This is a genomic window from Allobosea sp. NPDC003192 (assembly GCF_050275675.1).
Taxonomy (GTDB): domain Bacteria; phylum Pseudomonadota; class Alphaproteobacteria; order Rhizobiales; family Beijerinckiaceae; genus Allobosea.
This window is the reverse complement of sequence record NZ_JBNNPK010000008.1, coordinates 119,947-137,686: the sequence shown is the minus strand read 5'-3', so window position 1 is coordinate 137,686 and position 17,740 is coordinate 119,947. Positions and strand designations below refer to the sequence as shown.

At 67.3% G+C, this 17,740-nt stretch carries 18 protein-coding genes and 1 pseudogene; 6 read left to right on the top strand and 13 right to left on the bottom strand.

Features of this window, described 5'->3' with window-relative positions; translation table 11 throughout:
* Positions 1 to 5: 5 nt before the first annotated feature.
* The 7 genes and pseudogenes from ACQKLX_RS13260 to phnG form a co-directional block, all read right to left on the bottom strand.
* Positions 6 to 1,145 (bottom strand): alpha-D-ribose 1-methylphosphonate 5-triphosphate diphosphatase, encoded by a 1,140-nt coding sequence (locus ACQKLX_RS13260; RefSeq protein WP_427362035.1) that lies wholly within the window; start codon positions 1,143 to 1,145, stop codon positions 6 to 8.
* Positions 1,145 to 1,843 (bottom strand): phosphonate C-P lyase system protein PhnL, encoded by a 699-nt coding sequence (gene phnL / locus ACQKLX_RS13255; RefSeq protein ID WP_427362034.1) that lies wholly within the window; start codon positions 1,841 to 1,843, stop codon positions 1,145 to 1,147. The genes ACQKLX_RS13260 and phnL overlap by 1 nt, the downstream gene beginning before the upstream one ends.
* 46 nt (positions 1,844 to 1,889) lie before the next feature.
* The gene (gene phnK / locus ACQKLX_RS13250) at positions 1,890 to 2,696 is read right to left on the bottom strand and encodes a phosphonate C-P lyase system protein PhnK (RefSeq protein ID WP_427362033.1); all 807 of its coding nucleotides are present in this window, start codon (positions 2,694 to 2,696) and stop codon (positions 1,890 to 1,892) included.
* Positions 2,697 to 2,914: 218 nt separating this feature from the next.
* Positions 2,915 to 3,784 (bottom strand): annotated as a pseudogene (locus ACQKLX_RS13245) (alpha-D-ribose 1-methylphosphonate 5-phosphate C-P-lyase PhnJ); the annotation flags it as partial.
* Positions 3,781 to 5,019: a carbon-phosphorus lyase complex subunit gene (locus tag ACQKLX_RS13240; RefSeq protein WP_427362032.1), complete on the bottom strand. Its 1,239-nt coding sequence runs from the start codon at positions 5,017 to 5,019 to the stop codon at positions 3,781 to 3,783. The gene ACQKLX_RS13240 and the pseudogene ACQKLX_RS13245, both read right to left, overlap by 4 nt.
* Positions 5,019 to 5,624: a phosphonate C-P lyase system protein PhnH gene (phnH, locus tag ACQKLX_RS13235; protein WP_427362031.1), complete on the bottom strand. Its 606-nt coding sequence runs from the start codon at positions 5,622 to 5,624 to the stop codon at positions 5,019 to 5,021. Before phnH ends, ACQKLX_RS13240 begins: the two co-directional genes overlap by 1 nt.
* Positions 5,624 to 6,064, bottom strand: a complete 441-nt coding sequence (gene phnG, locus ACQKLX_RS13230) for a phosphonate C-P lyase system protein PhnG (RefSeq protein WP_427362030.1) — start codon at positions 6,062 to 6,064, stop codon at positions 5,624 to 5,626. The genes phnH and phnG overlap by 1 nt, the downstream gene beginning before the upstream one ends.
* An 88-nt stretch (positions 6,065 to 6,152) precedes the next feature.
* On the opposite strand from phnG, the gene phnF reads away from it, so the two are divergent.
* On the top strand, positions 6,153 to 6,899 hold the full coding sequence (gene phnF / locus ACQKLX_RS13225) for a phosphonate metabolism transcriptional regulator PhnF (RefSeq protein WP_427362029.1): 747 nt from the start codon (positions 6,153 to 6,155) through the stop codon (positions 6,897 to 6,899).
* A gap of 21 nt (positions 6,900 to 6,920) precedes the next feature.
* Here the strand turns inward: phnF and serA are convergent, their stop codons facing one another.
* The 4 genes from serA to ACQKLX_RS13205 all read right to left on the bottom strand — a co-directional run bounded on the left by serA (position 6,921) and on the right by ACQKLX_RS13205 (position 11,231).
* The gene (gene serA / locus ACQKLX_RS13220) at positions 6,921 to 8,177 is read right to left on the bottom strand and encodes a phosphoglycerate dehydrogenase (protein WP_427362028.1); all 1,257 of its coding nucleotides are present in this window, start codon (positions 8,175 to 8,177) and stop codon (positions 6,921 to 6,923) included.
* A gap of 119 nt (positions 8,178 to 8,296) precedes the next feature.
* A complete protein-coding gene (locus ACQKLX_RS13215; protein WP_427362027.1) occupies positions 8,297 to 9,145 on the bottom strand; it encodes a heme ABC transporter ATP-binding protein in 849 nt (282 codons plus the stop codon).
* A gap of 2 nt (positions 9,146 to 9,147) precedes the next feature.
* Positions 9,148 to 10,263 carry a FecCD family ABC transporter permease gene (locus ACQKLX_RS13210; RefSeq protein WP_427362026.1) on the bottom strand — a complete coding sequence of 372 codons (1,116 nt, stop codon included), beginning with the start codon at positions 10,261 to 10,263 and terminating at the stop codon, positions 9,148 to 9,150.
* Positions 10,260 to 11,231, bottom strand: coding sequence for a heme/hemin ABC transporter substrate-binding protein (locus ACQKLX_RS13205; RefSeq protein ID WP_427362025.1), 972 nt, complete (start codon positions 11,229 to 11,231; stop codon positions 10,260 to 10,262). Before ACQKLX_RS13205 ends, ACQKLX_RS13210 begins: the two co-directional genes overlap by 4 nt.
* Before the next feature lie 213 nt (positions 11,232 to 11,444).
* Between ACQKLX_RS13205 and hmuQ the strand changes: the two genes are divergently transcribed.
* The 3 genes from hmuQ (at position 11,445) to ACQKLX_RS13190 (ending at position 14,027) form a co-directional block, all read left to right on the top strand.
* Positions 11,445 to 11,792 (top strand): heme-degrading protein HmuQ, encoded by a 348-nt coding sequence (gene hmuQ / locus ACQKLX_RS13200; protein ID WP_427362024.1) that lies wholly within the window; start codon positions 11,445 to 11,447, stop codon positions 11,790 to 11,792.
* A gap of 13 nt (positions 11,793 to 11,805) precedes the next feature.
* The gene (gene hutX, locus ACQKLX_RS13195; protein ID WP_427362023.1) at positions 11,806 to 12,336 is read left to right on the top strand and encodes a heme utilization cystosolic carrier protein HutX; all 531 of its coding nucleotides are present in this window, start codon (positions 11,806 to 11,808) and stop codon (positions 12,334 to 12,336) included.
* A 245-nt stretch (positions 12,337 to 12,581) separates the two neighbouring features.
* Entirely contained in the window at positions 12,582 to 14,027 is a 1,446-nt protein-coding gene (locus ACQKLX_RS13190; protein WP_427362022.1) for an MATE family efflux transporter, read from the top strand.
* A gap of 9 nt (positions 14,028 to 14,036) precedes the next feature.
* Here the strand turns inward: ACQKLX_RS13190 and ACQKLX_RS13185 are convergent, their stop codons facing one another.
* Entirely contained in the window at positions 14,037 to 14,759 is a 723-nt protein-coding gene (locus tag ACQKLX_RS13185) for a fused DSP-PTPase phosphatase/NAD kinase-like protein (protein ID WP_427362021.1), read from the bottom strand.
* A gap of 142 nt (positions 14,760 to 14,901) precedes the next feature.
* On the opposite strand from ACQKLX_RS13185, the gene ppa reads away from it, so the two are divergent.
* Positions 14,902 to 15,435 (top strand): inorganic diphosphatase, encoded by a 534-nt coding sequence (ppa, locus tag ACQKLX_RS13180; RefSeq protein WP_427362020.1) that lies wholly within the window; start codon positions 14,902 to 14,904, stop codon positions 15,433 to 15,435.
* A gap of 70 nt (positions 15,436 to 15,505) precedes the next feature.
* Here ppa and galU read toward each other — a convergent pair whose 3' ends face one another.
* Positions 15,506 to 16,384, bottom strand: a complete 879-nt coding sequence (galU, locus tag ACQKLX_RS13175; protein WP_427362019.1) for a UTP--glucose-1-phosphate uridylyltransferase GalU — start codon at positions 16,382 to 16,384, stop codon at positions 15,506 to 15,508.
* 322 nt (positions 16,385 to 16,706) lie between these two features.
* Between galU and galE the strand changes: the two genes are divergently transcribed.
* Positions 16,707 to 17,696, top strand: a complete 990-nt coding sequence (galE, locus tag ACQKLX_RS13170) for a UDP-glucose 4-epimerase GalE (protein WP_427362018.1) — start codon at positions 16,707 to 16,709, stop codon at positions 17,694 to 17,696.
* Positions 17,697 to 17,740: the final 44 nt, after the last annotated feature.

Sequence of the window (17,740 nt, the reverse complement as noted above, 5' to 3'; positions counted from 1 at the left end):
TGCGCTCAGAAGGCCCGGCGTCCCTGCGACCAGACGGTGGCGATCACCGGCGTCGCGCCCAGCGCCCTGAAGCGCACGATATCGGCGCGCAGGCCGGGCTTGAGATGGCCGCGATCTTTCAGGCCGAGGATGTCGGCGACCTTCCAGGTGACCTTGGCCATCGCCGCCGGCAGGGTGATGCCGTGCTTGTCGTGGAGCTTGAGCACGGCCTGCAGCAGGCTAGCCGGGACATAGTCGGAGGAGAGCCCGTCGAGCAGGTCCTTCTCGGCGAGCTCTGCCACCGAGACGCCGCCGGAATGCGAGCCGCCGCGAACGACGTTGGGGGCGCCGGCGATGGTGGCGAGGCCGCGTTGCTTGGCGGCTTCCGCTGCTTCCACCGTGGTCGGGAACTCCGAGATCACCGCACCCGAGGCGATGCCGGCCTCGACATGCTCGATCGTGGTGTCGTCATGGGTCGCGATCGGGATGCCGCGGGCCTGGAACATCTCGACCACGGCGCTCCAGTTGCGCGCGACATTCGCCCCGCCCTCGCGCTGACGGACGACGACGTCCTCCTCGAATTCGGCCTGGGTCTTGCCGGTGCCGAGCGCATAGGTGCGCAGATCCTCCAGATTGCGCCATTGGCGTTGGCCGGGGGTGTGGTCCATCAGCGAGACCAGTTGGACCAGGGCATCGTCCTGATAGGGCTCGATGTCCCTGAGCAGGCCCGGGCTCGTCAGTTCGCAGCGCATGTGGATGCGGTGGTCGATGCGGAAGACGCCTTCGGCGGTGCCAAGCCGCAGCGCATCCATCACATCGGCGAAGATGTCCCTGCGGTAGTCCTTAGCCGAGAAGGGCGTGCCGGCGCAGATCGCGTCGTAGACGGTGGTGACGCCGGCGGCCGCCATCTGTGCGTCATGGACCAGCGCCGCCGCCAGCCCGTTCGGCCAGAAGACCTTGGGGCGCGGCATGAAATGCTTTTCCATGTTGTCGGTGTGCATCTCGACGAGGCCGGGCGCGACATAGTCGCCCTGGACGTCGATCGCCTCCGGCAGGGAGGAACGGCCCTGGTCGACCGAGCGGATGCCGCTCTCGTCGAAGACGATGGTCCCGGTGACGACCTCATCCTCGAGGATCAGACAGGCATTGGTCAGAATGGTGGACATCAGGCGGCCTTCCGGAATTCGGTGATGTCGAGATAGCGGGTCGCGACAGCCTCTCGCACGGCTTCGTCATGGAAGATACCGACGATGGCGGAGCCCTGTTCGCGCGCTTCGGCGATCAGCCTGACCACGACATTGCGGTTATTGGCGTCGAGCGAGGCGGTCGGCTCGTCGATCAGCATGATCGGCGAGGGATCGACGAAGGAGCGGGCGATGTTGACCCGCTGCTGCTCGCCGCCGGAGAAGGTCGCGGGCGCAAGGTCCCAGAGGCGCTGCGGCAGGTTGAGGCGGGCGAGCATCGCCTTGGCGCGCTCGCTCGCGTCCTCGGGCGAGGCGCCGCGGGCGAGCAGCGGATCGCGGACGATGTCGAGCGCCGAGACGCGCGGGATCACCCGCAGGAACTGCGAGACGAAGCCGAGCGTGCGGCGGCGGATGTCGAGCACGGTGCGCGGCACGGCCGAGACGATGTCGATCGGCCGGCCGGCATGGGTGATGGCGATCGTGCCGGAGGTCGGCCGGTAATTGCCGTAGAGGATGCGCAGCAGGCTCGACTTGCCGGCGCCGGACGCGCCGGCCAGCACCAGCGCCTCGCCGGCGGCGACCAAGAAGTTGACGTTGTCGAACACCGGCAGGCGCACGCCGCCCTGATTGTGCAGGGTGAATTCCTTGGCGACGTTCTCGACGTGAATCATCGTGGTCATGATCGAGATGCCTTGCGGGTTCGGGGTGACGCGGTTGTGACGGCACTCATACGGTGAGCACCGCGGATGTCAGAAGCTGCGTGTAGGCGTGCTGGGGATCGTCGAGGACCTGGTCGGTCAGGCCCTGCTCGACGACGCGGCCATCCTTCATCACCATGAGCCGGTCGGTGAGCAGGCGCGCGACGGCGAGGTCGTGAGTGACGATGATCGCGGCGAGGCCGAGATCGCGCACCAGCACACGAAGCAGGTCGAGCAGGCGGGCCTGGACGGAGACGTCGAGACCGCCGGTCGGCTCGTCCATGAACACCAGCTTCGGCTCGGAGACCAGAACGCGGGCGATCTGCAGACGCTGCTGCATGCCGCCGGAGAACTGGCGCGGCCGGTCGTCGATCCGCTCGCCGGCGATCTCGACGCGCTGCAGCCAGTCGAGGGCGGTCTCGCGGATCCTGCCGTAATGGCGGGCGCCATTGTCCATCAATCGCTCGCCGACATTGCCGCCGGCCGAGACGTCCATGCGCAGGCCGTCGCGCGGGTTCTGGTGGACGATGCCCCAGGCGGTGCGCATCAGCCGGCGCCGCTCCTGCTCGGCGACCGAGTAGATGTCGAGCGGTTCGATTCCGCCCCGAAACAGCACCTGCCCCTCGTCGGGCTTGTCGATGCCGGCAAGGCAGCGCAGCAGGGTCGACTTGCCCGAGCCGGATTCGCCGACGATACCCAGCACCTCGCCCGGCCAGAGGTCGAAGGAGACATCGGCGCAGCCGATGCGCTCGCCATAGAAGCGGCTGACGCCGGCGACCGAGAGCAGCGGGGCAGGATCGAGCGCGAGGTCTGGCGGCGCGACGTGGAGTGTCATTGGCTCTCTCCCGATATTCCATTCGCGCCGTCATCCCGGGCGGAGCGGAGCGCAGACCCGGGATCCATTCCGGAGGGCTCATCGGATAGGGTCCGGAATGGGTCCCGGGTCTCCCGGAGCCTGTCTTCGGGCCGACCGAAGGTCGGACCCGATGGGTCGCCCGGCACGACGTGGGAATTTGAAACCAACCCACTCTCTGTGGCGTCACCCAGCATCGTTCCGCGATGGCCGTCGGCCCGCCGCGTCTCGCAGTGATGGCTGTCGGAGCAGACGAACATCCGCCCGCCCTGGTCGTCGATCACCACCTCGTCGAGATAGGAATCGGCCGCGCCGCAGAGCGCGCAGGGCTGCTCCCAGCTCTGGATGCGGAAGGGATGGTCGTCGAAATCGAGGCTGCGCACGCTGGTATGCGGCGGCACGGCATAGATGCGCTTCTCGCGCCCGGCGCCGAAGAGCTGCAGCGCCGGCGACATCTGCATCTTCGGATTGTCGAATTTCGGGATCGGCGACGGCGCCATCACATAGCGGCCATTGACCATGACCGGGTAGTCATAGGTGGTCGTCACCTCTCCGAAGCGGGCAATGTTCTCGTAGAGCTTGACCTGCATCAGCCCGTATTCGGCCCAGGCGTGCATCTTGCGCGTCTCGGCCTCGTGCGGCTCGAGCTTCCTGAGCGGCTCGGGCTGCGGCACCTGGTAGACCATGATCTGGCCGGCCTTCAGCGGCGCCTCGGGGATGCGGTGGCGGGTCTGGATGATCGTCGCCTCGTGCGTCGCCTCGGTCGTCCGGGCATCGGCGGTGCGCTCGAAGAAGCGGCGGATCGAGACGGCGTTGGTGGTGTCGTCGGCGCCCTGGTCGATCACTTTCAGCGTATCGTCGGGCCCGATGATCGCGGCGGTGACCTGGATGCCGCCGGTGCCCCAGCCGCGGGCGAGCGGCATCTCGCGCGAGCCGAACGGCACCTGGTAGCCTGGGATCGCGACCGCCTTGAGCAGGGCCCGGCGGATCATCCGCTTGGTCTGCTCGTCGAGATAGGCGTAGTTGTAGGCTGGCCTGGTCTCGTCGGCGATGCTCTGGTGCACGGTCATTCCGCGGCCTCCGGCAGGGCTTCCTGTTGCTCGGCAAGGCGCTGCTCGCGCTCCTTGCGGATGCGGCGGATCAGTTCGAGCTCGCCCTGGAAATCGACATAGTGCGGCAGCTTCAGGTGCTCGACGAAGCCGGCCGCCTCGACATTGTCGGAGTGGTAGAGGACGAACTCGTCCTGCTGGGCCGGATAGGTCGCCGCTTCGCCGAATTCGCGGCATTTAAGCGCCCTATCGACCAGCGACATCGACATCGCCTTGCGCTCGCTATGGCCGAAGGAGAGCCCGTAGCCGCGGGTGAACTGCGGCGGGACCTCCTTGGAGCCGGCGAACTGGTTGACCATCTGGCATTCGGTCAGGGTGACGTCGCCGAGATCGACGGAAAAGCCGAGCTCTTCCGGCACGAACTCGACCGCGACCTCGCCGACCCGGACCTCGCCGACGAAGGGGTGGTTGCCGCCATAGCCCCGCTGCACGGAATAGCCGAGGCCGAGCAGGAAGCCCTCGTCGCCGCGCGCCATCGCCTGCAGGCGGACATCGCGCTCGGCCGGAAAGGTGACGGGCTCGCGGGTGAGATCGAAGGGGCGCGGATCGCCTGCGGGCGGTGCTTCCTCTTCCATAAGCCCCTCGGCGCCGAGGATGTCGGGCACGCGCGGCATGAAAGCGTCGAGCGGCTCCCTTTCCTTCTCCCCTTGCGGGAGAAGGTGCCCCGAAGGGGCGGATGAGGGGTCGCGGAAGCCGGTATCGTTGGCGCTCTCGGTAGAGGTTTTGCGGGAAGCGTCGCGCGACCCCTCACCCCGGCCCTCTCCCGCAAGGGGAGAGGGGGCTTGTCGCGGTTCCATCAGCGAAAAGTCGAAGAGCCGGTGGGTGTAGTCATAGGTCGGGCCGAGCACCTGGCCGCCCGGCAGATCCTTGTAGGTCGCCGACACCCGGCGGCGGATCGCCATCTTCGCGGTATCGAGCGGCTCGGAGGAGCCGAAGCGCGGCAGGGTGGTGCGATAGGCGCGCATCAGGAAGGCAGCCTCGATCGCATCGCCCTGGGCTTGCTTCAGCGCCAGCGCGGCGAGATCGGGATCGTAGAGCGAGCCCTCGTTCATGACGCGGCCGCAGGCGACGCCCATCTGCTCGCGGATCTGCGAAACGGCGAGCTCCGGCACGCTCTCATCGCCGCGCCTTGCCTCGGCGACGAGATCATGGGTGGCGAGGATGGCGGCTTCGCCGCCTTTGACCGCGACATACATCAACGGGTCTCCACGATTTGCGTCGAACGCGGCAGGCCGAGCACCTGCGCGCCCTGGACCAGCAGCAGGTCGACGCCGAGCGGATAGAGCGCAGCGTTGTCTTCGACCTCGGCCCAGAAGCCGGCACGCAGGCCCGTCGGAGCGACGACGCGCTGGCCGGGAATGCCCGGGCCTTCGAGCGTGACCGCCTCACCGCCGGCGAGCCCGCCGCACTGGACGAGGACTGTGGTCGAGCGATCGGGAAACTGGTCGTCACCGGCATTGAAAGCGGCGAGCTTCGGCTCGGTCGCAACGCCGTCAATCACCGCGAAGGCGGCGCGGGCGGGATCATCGACGAGGGCGGCGCCGCAATGGAAGCGCAGCCAGGCGCCAACCGGGCCGTCACGCAGGGCGGCCGGCAGCCAGATCGGGGTCTCGTAGTCGGCCAGCGTCAGCAGCGCGACGGCAGTCGCCGGCTCGAGCCCGGCTGGCGCTTCGACGGAAATGCCGATGTCGCAGGCGAGACCCGGTTCGGAGAGCGCCGCCAACAGAGCGCGGAAGGCGCCTTGCGACTGGAAGACCGGATCGGCGAAGCCGGCGCCGATGAGGGTGTCGTCGTGAACCATCAGCCGCCCCTGACCAGCGTGAAGAAATCGACCTTGGTGGCCGCCGCCTTGCGCGAAGCGAGCTCGCGGGCGGCCTGCTGCTTCTGCGCCAGGGCAAAGACGCCGCGCCGCAGCGAGCCGGTCTCGATTTCGCTTTGCAGAAGCGCATCGGTGACCGCCGCCAGCCGCGCCTTGCGGCCGTCACGGCCGAGTGCGTAGGAGAAGCCCATGGCACCGCTTTCGAGGCGGACAACGCAGCGCGTCACCGTGGCTTCGCCGAGATTGAAGCGGCGGCCAGCGCCGCCGGCCCGGCCTTCGACCATGACGGTGCCGGTCTCGGGCGCCTTGAGCACTTCATGCGTCGGCAGCGGCCCCGCCTGCTGCAGCAAGGCGTCGATCTCGCCTTGCGTCGCACGGGCCAGGACTGCCATCCAATGCTGGCGTGTCGCGATGTCCGTCATGCCGTGTCGGCCTCTCGCCAAGCGCTAATGTCTAGACTAAGATAAGTCCCTTGCCGGAAAAGGTCTATACATTTTGGATGAAACTTTGATGACGGAGACGCCGGACAATCGGGGCGGCGATGGCGGCACGGCCTGGCGGCGGATCGCCGACGCGCTCGCAACCTCGATCGAGCAGGGCGAATACGAGCCCGGCGACACACTGCCGGCTTCGGTCGCACTGGCAGAGCGCTATGGCGTGCACCGGCACACGGTGCGCCAAGCCTTCCGGCATCTCGCCGAGCGCGGATTGGTGACGGTCTCACGCGGCCGTGGCACGCAGGTGACGGCGCCGCGCTTCCCCTACAAGCTCGGCCGCCGGGTCAGCATGCGTACCAATTTCGGCGCTGCTGGCATTGCGGTCTCAGGCGCCGTGCTGGCCTCAGAGATCGTCGCCGGCGAGGCGCAGCATTGCGAACTGCTCGGGCTGCCGGAGGGCACGCCGCTCTGGGCGATCGAGACCTTGAGCCGGGCCGGCGGCACGCCGGTCGGCACCGGCATCCATTTTCTCAGCGTCGCGCGCTTCCCGCGCTTCGACGATATCCTGACGCAGGCGGGCTCATCGATCACCGCCGCCTTCAAGGCCTGCGGCATTCCTGATTACGTCCGGCGTTCGACGCGGCTGGCGGCGCGGCTCGCGGGCGAGCGCGAGGCGGCGCTGCTCAAGATCGAGGTAGGAGCCGCCGTGCTGACCTCGGATGCGATCGACGCCCTGCCCGACCTGACGCCGATCCACATCGTCAACAGCGTCTTCGCTGGCGAGCGGATGGAGATGGTGGTCGAGCCCTTCGGGGATTAGCGTCCGTCGGCCGCCAGCCGTTCAGCCGCGCTCGTAGAGCAGGCGGGCGCGGATCGTGCCGTCGAGGGCCCGGATCTCCTCAATGATCTCGCGCGCGACCTCGCCGACCGGATCGGCCTCCATCACGACATAGCCGATCTCGCCGTCGGTCTGGAAATTCTGGGCGGCGATGTTGATGTTGCGGCTGGCGAAGACATCGTTGAGGCGGCGCAGCATGCCCGGCGCATTGCGCTGGACCTGGATGAAGCGCGTGCCCGCCGGGCGCGCCGGCAGTTGCACCTGCGGGAAATTGACCGCGCCGACGGTCGAGCCGACATCGGAGTAATCGACGAGCTTGCGCGCCACCTCGGCGCCGATGCGCTCCTGCGCTTCCTCCGTCGAGCCGCCGATATGCGGGGTCAGGATGACGTTGGGCAGGCCCTGGATGGGAGTGACGAAGCGCTCGCTGTTGGAGGCCGGCTCCTTGGGGAAGACATCGACGGCGGCACCGGCGAGCGCGCCGCTGCGCAGCGCCTCGGCGAGCGCACCCAAATCGACGACGGTGCCGCGCGAATTGTTGATGAGATAGGCGCCCTGCTTCATCGCAGCGATCTCGGCCTTGCCGATCATATTGTGCGTGGCCGGCGTCTCCGGCACGTGCAGCGAGACGATGTCGCTGTTGGCGAACAGCGCCTTCAGGCTCTCGACCGGCTCGGTGTTGCCATGGCGCAGGCGGTCGGTGTGATCGTAATAGATCACGCGCATGCCCATCGCCTCGGCGATGTTGGAGAGCTGGCTGCCGATATTGCCGTAGCCGACGATGCCGAGCACCTTGCCGCGCACTTCGAAGGAGCCGTTGGCCGACTTGTCCCAACCGCCCTCATGCGCCGAGCGCGAACGATCAGGGATCCGGCGCAGCAGCATGACGATCTCGCCGATGGTCAGCTCGGCGACGCTGCGGGTGTTCGAGAAGGGCGCGTTGAACACGGGGATGCCGCGTAGGCGGGCGGCGTCGAGATCGACCTGATTGGTGCCGACCGAGAAGCAGCCGACGGCGAAGAGACGCTTGGCGGCGGCGAAGACCGGTTCAGTCAATTGGGTGCGCGAGCGGATACCGAGGATATGCGTCTTCTCGATCGCCTCGATGAGCTGGGCCTCGTCGAGCGCCTTTGGCAGGCGGGTCAGGTTGGTGTAGCCGGCCTGCTGCAAGGCGGCGACGGCGGAATCGTTGATTCCCTCGAGCAGGAGGACGCGGAGGCGGTCCTTCGGAAAGGAAAGCCGGTCGGTGGGGAGGTTCATGGCGCGCTCGACAGTCCAACGATGCGCCTGCTCGCCTGGTCGACGGGACGGCGCCGGAGCGCCCGCTATAGACCTGTTATCGCAGCGCACAACCGCAAAGTTGTCGCGCCGGCCTCCCGCTAGGCGCTCGCGGCGCGCAGCGGCACGACACCGCCCGGCGGGACCGGCGTCAGGTGCTGCTGCGGCAGCAGGAAGGGCTGGCCGGCCGGCGGCAGGCGGCTGAAGGAGAGCGAGACGCGGAAGACGCCGCGCAGCAGATTGTCGTCGAGGATCGCAGACGGCTCGCCCTGGGCGACGATCGCGCCTTCATGCATCACCACCAGCCGGTCGGCATAGGTCACGGCGAGGTTGAGGTCATGCAGCACGACCAGCACCGCCGCGCCCTGCGCCGCGATGCTGCGGGCAGCGTCGAGCAGCGAGAGCTGGTGGCAGAGGTCGAGGCTGGCGATCGGCTCGTCCAGGAACAGGATCTGCCGCTGCGCGACGCTGCGGCCGGCTTCGAGCTGGCAGAGCGCCCGGGCGAACTGGACGCGCTGCTGCTCACCGCCGGAGAGTGTCTGGTACTGCCGGCCGGCGAGGCCGATCACACCGGCAGTCTCCAGCGCCTGGGCGATGATCTGCTCCTTGCGGGTGCGCGGCTGCGCCCGGCCGACCCCCTCCAGACCAAGGCGCGCGACCTCGTAGACGCTGAAGGGGAAGGCGAGGCGCTGGTTCTGCACCATCACGGCACGGCGGCAGGCGAGTTCCCAGGCCGGGATCTGCGGCAGCGCCGCGCCATCCATGCGGACCGAGCCCTGCGAGGGCGACAACTCGCCGGTCAGCAGCTTGAGCAGGGTCGACTTGCCGGCGCCGTTGGGGCCGACGACGATCGTGGTCGCGCCCTCTTCGAGCGCCAGCGAGGCGCCGCGCACGAGAGTGCTGCCACGCACAGCAAAGGAGAGATCGTCCGCTTCGAGGATCGCTGCCATCGCTAGAGCTCCGCGATCCGGCCGCGACGCAGCAGCAGCCAGAGGAAGAAGGGCGCGCCGATGAAGGCTGTGACGATGCCGATCGGCAGTTCGGCCGGCACCACGACGAGGCGGGCGATGATGTCGGCGCCGACCAGCAGGGCTGCGCCGCCGATCGCCGACAGCGGCAGCAGCAGGCGATGATCGGGTCCGATCGAGAGCCGGATCAGATGCGGCACGACGATGCCGACGAAGCCGATCACGCCGGCCGCGGCGACGCTGGCGCCGACCGCGAGCGCGACCAGCAGGATCGCGAGCGCCTTGATGCGTTGGACGGGGATGCCGAGATGATAGGCCTCGGCCTCTCCCAGCATCAGCGCGTTGAGGCCGCGCGCCAGCAATGGCACCGCGAAAAGCAGGGGCAGCACGATCGGCGCCACCACCGAGAGCTTGGTCCAGCTCGCGCCGCCGAGGCTGCCGAGCGACCAGAAGGTCAGGTCGCGCAATTGCCGGTCATCGGAGATGAAGGCGAGCAGGCCAGTGAGCGAGCCGGCCAGTGCACCCAGCGCAACACCGGCGAGCAGCATGGTCGCGACCGAAGTCCGGCCCTGGCGCGTCGCGATCAGATAGAGCGCCAGCGTCGAGACCAGGCCGCCGAAGAAGGCGCCGAAAGGCAGCACCGCGAAAGGCAGCTTCATCGCGAAAGCCGCGACGAAGAAGCGGTCGCCCAGGACGATAGTCGCGGCGGCGGCGAGGCCGGCACCGGCGGAGACGCCGACCAGGCCGGGATCGGCAAGCGGATTGCGGAACAGGCCCTGCATCAGGGCGCCGGAAATGGCGAGCGCCGCTCCGACCAACGCACCCAGCAGCAGGCGCGGCATGCGGATGTTGAGAACGACCAGCGCCTCGCGGCTGTCGAGCAGATCGATGGGGCCGAAACCGAGCTTCGCAAGCAGGATGTCGGCGACGCGGCCGGGCGCGATCGAAAAGGCCCCTGCCCCGAGCGAGAGCAGCATCAGCAGCAGGCAAAGCCCGACCAGCGCCGCGACGGCGATAACGCCCTTGCGGCGGCGGCCGGCCGTGAGCGCCGCCAGCGCGGCAGCGCTCGCATTCGCGGTCTGCTTCACGGCGAGAGTCATTTCGCGGCGGAAAGCTGGGCGACCTTGGCCTCGGGATAGAGCTCGGCCATCAGGTCGCGCGCCGCATTGGGGGTACGCGGGCCGAAGCCAAGCAGATAGAGCCCGTCCATGCGGATCAGCGATTTCTGTCTCGCCGCCGGGGTCTGCGAGAAGGCCGGCATGGCGAAGAGCTCGTCGGGCCCCGCATTGTGTGCGCTGGAATGACGCATCATCAGCACGACGTCGGGTCCGGCGGTGATGATCGCCTCATCCGTCATCGGCTTGAAGCCTTCGACCGCGCTGGCTGCATTGACGCCGCCGGCGAGCGCGATGATCGCGTCGGCCGTGGTGTTCCTGCCACCGACCATCGTGCGCCCGTTCTGCAGCGAGAGCACGAACAGGACGCGCTTCTGCTTCGGCAGGCCTGTGCGCAGCTTGTCGAGCTCGTCGAAGCGGGCCTTGACGCTTGCGGCGAGCTGCTGCGCCGGCTCCGCGGCGCCGGCCGCCTTGCCGATGGCCGCGATCTTCGAAACGACGGCTTCAGGCGTCAGCGCCTCCGGGATCATCGTGATCGGGGTGCCGGATTCCTTGAGCAGCGCGAGCGCGTCAGGCGGCCCCGCGCCCTCGACCGCAATGACATGCGAAGGTTTGAGCGAGAGCACACCCTCGGCCGAAAGCGCCCGGACATAGCCGACGCTCTTCTTGTCCTTCTGCGCCTCGGGCGGCCACTGGCTGGTGGTGTCGACGCCAACGACCTTGTCTTGCAGGCCAAGGGCATAGAGCACCTCGGTGACGACGCCGCCTGCCGCGACGATGCGCTCGGCAGTCTGGGCCTGGGCGGCGACGACGCCGACAAGCCGTTCCAACGGTCCGGCTGGGCCGGCAACCGCCAACAGGGTGATGATCGCCGCGGCTGCGACCTCGCGGCCGAGGCGCTTGGCCCTGAAACTCGCGAGCGAAGTGGACGAAGGCGCTGGCAGGGTGCCCATGCTCGATCTCGTGCGTACGACGACGCGCAGCAACGGCGCCATGAGCCCTCCGCTACGCTGAAGTCATTCCAAAGTATTTTCTCAATTTATAACCGTTCAAAACAACGATTAATTGAGTCATTGTTGACGGTGATATGCGGCTTTACTAAGGAGGGTCAAGAGCGGCGCCAGCTGCCCGATTACCCTGTTTCCGGAACCGCCGAGGATTTCCTGATGTTCATCGCCATGAACCGCTTCAAGGTCGTCAAGGGGGAGGAGGAGGCCTTCGAGACGGTCTGGTCCTCGCGCAAGACCCGCCTCGACGAGATGCCGGGCTTCATCGCCTTCCACCTGCTCAAGGGCCCGGAGAAGGAAGACCACACCCTCTACTCCTCGCACACGACCTGGGCCTCCAAGGAGGACTTCACCGCCTGGACCAAGTCGGAGCAGTTCCGCGAGTCGCACCGGAGCGCTGGCCAGCCGCGGCCGACGCCGCTCTATCTCGGCCATCCGGAATTCGAAGGCTTCGAGACGATCCTGACCGAGCACAACCCGCATCTGCCGCGCCAGGCGGCCGAGTGAGAGGCTGAGCATCATGTCGCTCGCTGAAACATTGGCTGCGGCCGCCCCCGCCGAGGCCATGGAGAAGGTCCGGGCAGCGCTCGCCGCCAAGCCGGACGGGGTGATCGAGGCGGTCGCGCGCGAGCATGGCGTCTCGACGCTCGCCGTACTGGAGGTAACGCCCGAGGAGCAGCGCCGCTTCATCGCCGCCGAGCGCTTCGAGGCGCTCTGGCAGGAGCTTTCGACCTGGGGCACGGTGCTGTTCATCGTGCACACGCCCGATATCGTGCTCGAATGCGAGGGCTCGCTGCCGGTCGGGTCCTTCGGCCATGGCTACTACAACATCCATGGCGACAGCCCGATCGGCGGGCACATCAAGGCCGGCAACTGCAGCGCGATCTATCTGGTCGATCGCCTGTTCCACGGCCGCCGCTCCTGCTCGGTGCAGTTCTTCAACGGCGCCGGCGAGGCGATGTTCAAGGTCTTCGTCCGCCGCGACGAGGCGCGCGAGTTGCTCGCCGATCAGGTCGCCCGCTTCGAGGCGCTGAAGCGCGACTTCGCCTGAACACGGGTAGCTTCGGCTGCCCGGACAGGCTATCCGAGCCTCCTTCCGTCCGCCGGCGGGGCGCATTCTTGTCGGCCGCCGCGCTGAACACCGCAGCCGATCACCCATAAATGACGTCGGCCGCCTCTTTTCCGCCATAAGCAGCGCCATATCGGTTGGCGCTGTCCAGCAAAGCCGTGAAAGACCGAGAATTTACCAAGCGTTAACCATAGAGGCGCAGCCTTCAACCCGCGGAGCGAGGCGACGTGATCGATCCGATTGATCGCGCACCGGCTCCGACGGGCGAGCGCCACGGCCAGCCGGCCGGCGCGGAAGACCTGCACGAGGCTCCGGCTGAGGACGCTGAGATGGCAGCGCAGCTTGCCCTGGCACGGGCCAGCCTGGCCAAGGCCCTTGCCAGCCCGACAGCGCACGCAACCGGTCCCAAGGCCGTGCTGACATCGCTCACCCGGAATTCCGGCTTCCGCAACGGGGCGATGCTGGCGCTGCGTTTCGTCCAGGCGCGCCTGCTTTCGGTCTGGGGCCTGCTGCTGGCAGCGGCTCTTTGCCCACCCAAGGTCTTCGCCGACTTTGCGATCTTCGCAGCCTTGGCGAATGTCGGGTCGATCGCCGCCCTGCTGCGGTTCGAGGCCGTATTCTTCCAGAACAGCGACCGGCTGCGGCTCGGCCGGGCCTTCCGCCTGTCCGTTGTCGCCGGTGCGGTTTTCCTTGGCGCTGCTACGGTCGCGGTCGTGTTCGCTGCATCGCAGGACTGGATCCTGCGTGGCTTCGGCGCGCTCTTCCTGATCTCCCTGGCGGGCCGGGCGGTGATCCGGCTGCTTCTGGCGGAAGCCACGGCGGAAGGCGATTTCGCCACGATCGGTAACAGCAACGTCGTCCAGGCCCTGGTCCAGCCGGGGATGATGATTCTGCTGATCTGGCCGCTCGGGCCGACTGCCCTGGCCTTGTTCGCCGCGGACGCCTTCGGCCATGTCGTCGCTGCCTGCTATCTCGTCTGGCGGCGACGCCATTCCCTGGTGCGGTTGATGCAGCCGTCCGGTTGGTCGCCCGCCGAGCTGGCCTCGGCGGCCTGGCAATGGCGCAGCTCGCCGACCTTCCTGCTGCCCTCGGCGCTGCTCTCATTCGGCTTCTCGGCCGCGCCGCTGCTGACTTTGCCGATGTCGAGCAACCCGGTGCTGGCAGCCCATGTCGCGCTGGCAACGCGCCTGCTCGACATGCCCGCGCAAATGTTCGGAGCCGTGACGGTTCCCCTCGTGATGAGCGACCTGCGCAAGCATCAGGGCCGTGATCGCCAGAGCCGCGCCCGCCTGCTCACATTGGGCATGGTGGCAATCGTGACCATGCTCTTCATCTCGCTCGCCTTGTTCGCCATCGGTACGGACGAGTTCGTCCTGAACGGCACGAAATGGGGCGGCATCGGCGAGGTGATGGCGATCATGGCCCTGTTCTATGGCTGCAGCGCGATGGCGGGGCCCCTTCAGGAGATGGGAGCCTTCTCGTCGCGCCCGCACAGCCAGATGACGGCCAATGCGGTGGCTCTGGCCACGGTGGTGATCGTGATCTGGGGGTTCGGCAACCTGTCTCCGGTGCTGCTTGCCGCAATCGGCCTGGTCTCGCTGGGACGGCTGCTGCTGCACCTGCGCCTGACCTGGACCGCCATCGGCGAGCGGCGGATGGCAGCCGCCAGCTAGGAGCGCCAGCTATTCGCGCCGGATCAGACGGTCGGCGAGCAGCGAGGAGAAGAAGCCCGGCTTGAACTCGCGCTCGAGCCGCTCGGGATCGTACTCCTTCGCCACCCAGTCGAGGAAGGGCGTGCCCTTGCTTGCGCCTTCGCGGGCATAAGCCTCGAAGAAGGCGTCGAGGATACCGGTCTTGGCGAAGCGGAAATGGCCGTAACGCAGCGAAAGCTCGGCCATGGCCTCGGCAAGCGGCCGCTTCTCATGGACCAGCAGATAGAGCGCGGCGAAGAAACCGGCCCGGTCGGCGCCGGACTTGCAGTGGACCAGCGCCGGCGTCTTCAACCCGGCGAAGAAGGCCGGCGCGGCGAGGATGGTGTCGCGGTCGGGCGCACCGCGCGAGCGCAGGATGAACTCGACGAGCGCGATGCCGTGGCGCTCGCAGGCCTCCTTCTGCAACGGCCAGGCGCCGTGCTCACGGCCACCGCGCAGGTTGACGATGGTCTTGACGCCCTGGCGGGCGAACCAGGCGATATCGGTCGGCGCCGGCTGGGCCGCGCGCCAGAGCTGCGGCGTGACCCGATGGGCGTTGAGATAGGCGAGCCGGAAGATGCCGTGATCGGCCAACAGCATGTTGGTCCAGGCTCGCACACGGTCGAGCCGGCCATTCAAGGGCCGGTCCCAGCGCGCGATCCGCGCCATGCGCCTCGCATAGCGGTCTTCCGGCCGCCGCCAGCGGTTCAGCATGGAATCGCACCTGTCATTCCGGCCCGATAGCAGCGCAAGCCTTGCTGCGCAAATCGGTAACTCCGACTAAAAGCCGGGCTTGGCCTTTGGGGCGCGAGCGCGCATAAGGCCCCCGAAGTTTTATCATAGACAGGTCAGGTACATGCGGCTCGACGCCATCGCCATCGGCAAGAATCCCCCGGAAGAGGTCAACGTCGTGATCGAGGTCGCCATCGGCGGCGAGCCGATCAAGTACGAGATGGACAAGGAAGCGGGCACGCTCTTCGTCGACCGCTTCCTCTATACGCCGATGCGCTACCCCGGGAATTACGGCTTCATCCCGCATACGCTGTCGGAAGACGGCGACCCCTGCGACGTACTGGTCGCCAATACGCGCCCGCTGGTCCCTGGTTCCTATATCGCTGTCCGCCCGATCGGCGTGATGATGATGGAGGACGAGGGCGGCGGCGACGAGAAGATCATCGCAGTGCCGGTCCCGAAGCTGACCAAGCGCTACGAGAACGTGACGAACTACACCGATCTGCCGCAGATCACGCTCGACCAGATCCAGCACTTCTTCGAGCACTACAAGGATCTGGAACCCGGCAAATGGGTGAAGCTCACCGGCTGGGGCGACGCCGCCAAGGCCAAGCAGCTGATCGTCGAGGCGATCGAGCGGGCGAAGAAGGCCAAGTAGGGCTGACGCCCCGCAGCACCGATCTCGCCATGGCAGGGTTTGCCCCGGCCATGGCGATTTGGCATTGCCCTTACCGGTCCAGCAGGCGTTCGATCTCGCTGCGCAGCTGCGGGCCAAGGTCGCCGCGCTCGAGCGCATAGGCGACATTGGCGGTTAGGAAACCGATCTTCGAGCCGGTATCGTAGATGTCGCCGTCGAAGCGCACGGCGAAGAACTTCTCCTGGTGGGACAGGGCGATCATCGAATCGGTGAGCTGGATCTCGCCGCCGGCGCCCGTCTCCTGGTTGGCGAGCAGGTTGAAGATCGTCGGCTGCAGGATGTAGCGGCCGGTGATGTGCAGGTTCGACGGCGCCGTGCCCTTCGGCGGCTTCTCGACCATCTTGCTGATCTGCGAGACCTTGGCCTTGGCGTCGGCGACGCCGACGATGCCGTATTGATGCGTCTGGTCGTCCGGCACCGGCGCGACCGCGATGTGGTTGCCGCCATGCTTGTCATAGGCCTCGATCATCTCGGCGAGGCAGCCCTTGCCCTGATCATGGTGCAGCATGTCCGGCAGCAGCAGGGCGAAAGGTTCGTCGCCGATGATGTCGCGGGCGCACCAGACGGCGTGGCCAAGTCCGAGCGGCGCCTGCTGGCGCGTGAAACTCGCCGTGCCGGCGGCCGGCAGATCGAGCTTGAGCGCCTCCAGCTCCTTCACCTTGCCGCGCTTGGCGAGCGTATCGTCGAGCTCGTAGGCCATGTCGAAATGGTCCTCGATCACGCCCTTGTTGCGCCCGGTGACAAAGACGAAATGCTCGATTCCGGCGGCGCGCGCCTCGTCGACCACATGCTGGACCACCGGCCGGTCGACGATGGTCAGCATCTCCTTCGGGATCGCCTTGGTGGCGGGCAGGAAACGGGTGCCGAGACCAGCGACGGGAAAGACCGCCTTGCGGATTTTCTTGATCATGCGCGTCCATCTCGCGCGCTTGCAGCGCGCGCCTGCTGAAAATCGGAGGGCTTAGGGAGAGCCGGCTTTGCCCCATTCCTGCCGGCCGGTTCAGGCTGGCCGGTGATTCTGGCGAAAGCCGGGCCAACTCCGTTATCGAATACCAGTCGGGCCTTGCCGATACGTCAATGCTTTTCCCGTACTCTGCCGCATCCGCTGCCCTGGCCATCATTCTTGCATGGCTTCTCCCAGGGCCTGCCCGAGATTAGCCATCTCGCGCCGACAGGGTGAATCGAACTGTCGTGATTCCGGTCTATGCGGGGCACGTGACAAGGAGAAGAAGATGGCGATTCTGGTTTCGGGCGGCGCCGGTTATATCGGCAGCCATATGGTCCTCGAACTCCTGGACCGCGGCGAGAAGGTGGTCGTGCTCGACGATCTCTCGACCGGCTTCTGGTGGGCGGTGCCGCAGGAAGCGACGCTCGTGCGCGGCGACATGGGCGACCCGGCCCTGGTCGAGCGCACCATCGCCGAGCACGGCATCAGCGAGATCGCCCATTTCGCCGCCAAGATCGTCGTGCCGGATTCGGTATCCGATCCTCTCGGCTACTACCACAACAACACCGTCAAGACGCGCGCGCTGCTGGAGAGCGCGGTACGCGGCGGCGTCAAGCATGTGATCTTCTCCTCGACCGCCGCCGTCTATGGCGAGCCGCCGGTCTCGCCGGTGCCGGAAGAGATCGCGCTCAACCCGATCAACCCCTATGGCCGCTCCAAGCTGATGAGCGAATGGATGCTCGGGGACGTCGCCCGCGCCCATGGCCTGACCTATGTCGCGCTGCGCTATTTCAACGTCGCCGGTGCCGATCCCAAGGGACGCTCTGGCCAGTCCAGCGCCAATGCGACCCATCTGATCAAGGTCGCGAGCCAGGCGGCCCTCGGCCAGCGCGCCGGACTCGACATCTTCGGCACCGACTATCCGACGCCGGACGGCACTTGCGTGCGCGACTACATCCACGTCACCGACCTCGCCCGCGCCCATCTGGCGGCGCTCGACCATTTGCGCGCCGGTGGCGAGAACCTGACGCTGAACTGCGGCTATGGCCGCGGCTATTCGGTCAAGGAAGTCACGGAGGTGGTGAAGCAGGTCTCCGGTGTCGATTTCCCAGTGCGGCTCTCGCCGCGCCGTGCCGGCGATCCCGCTGCGCTCGTCGCCAAGGCCGACCGCATCCGCGCCGAGCTCGGATGGCGACCGGAGCATGACGATCTCACCGAGATCGTCACCCAGGCGCTGGCCTGGGAGGAGAGCCTGCGCAAGCGCAATGCGAGCTGAGCAACGGGAATTGGCTCGGCGTTAACCCATGGTTAACCTCGTTC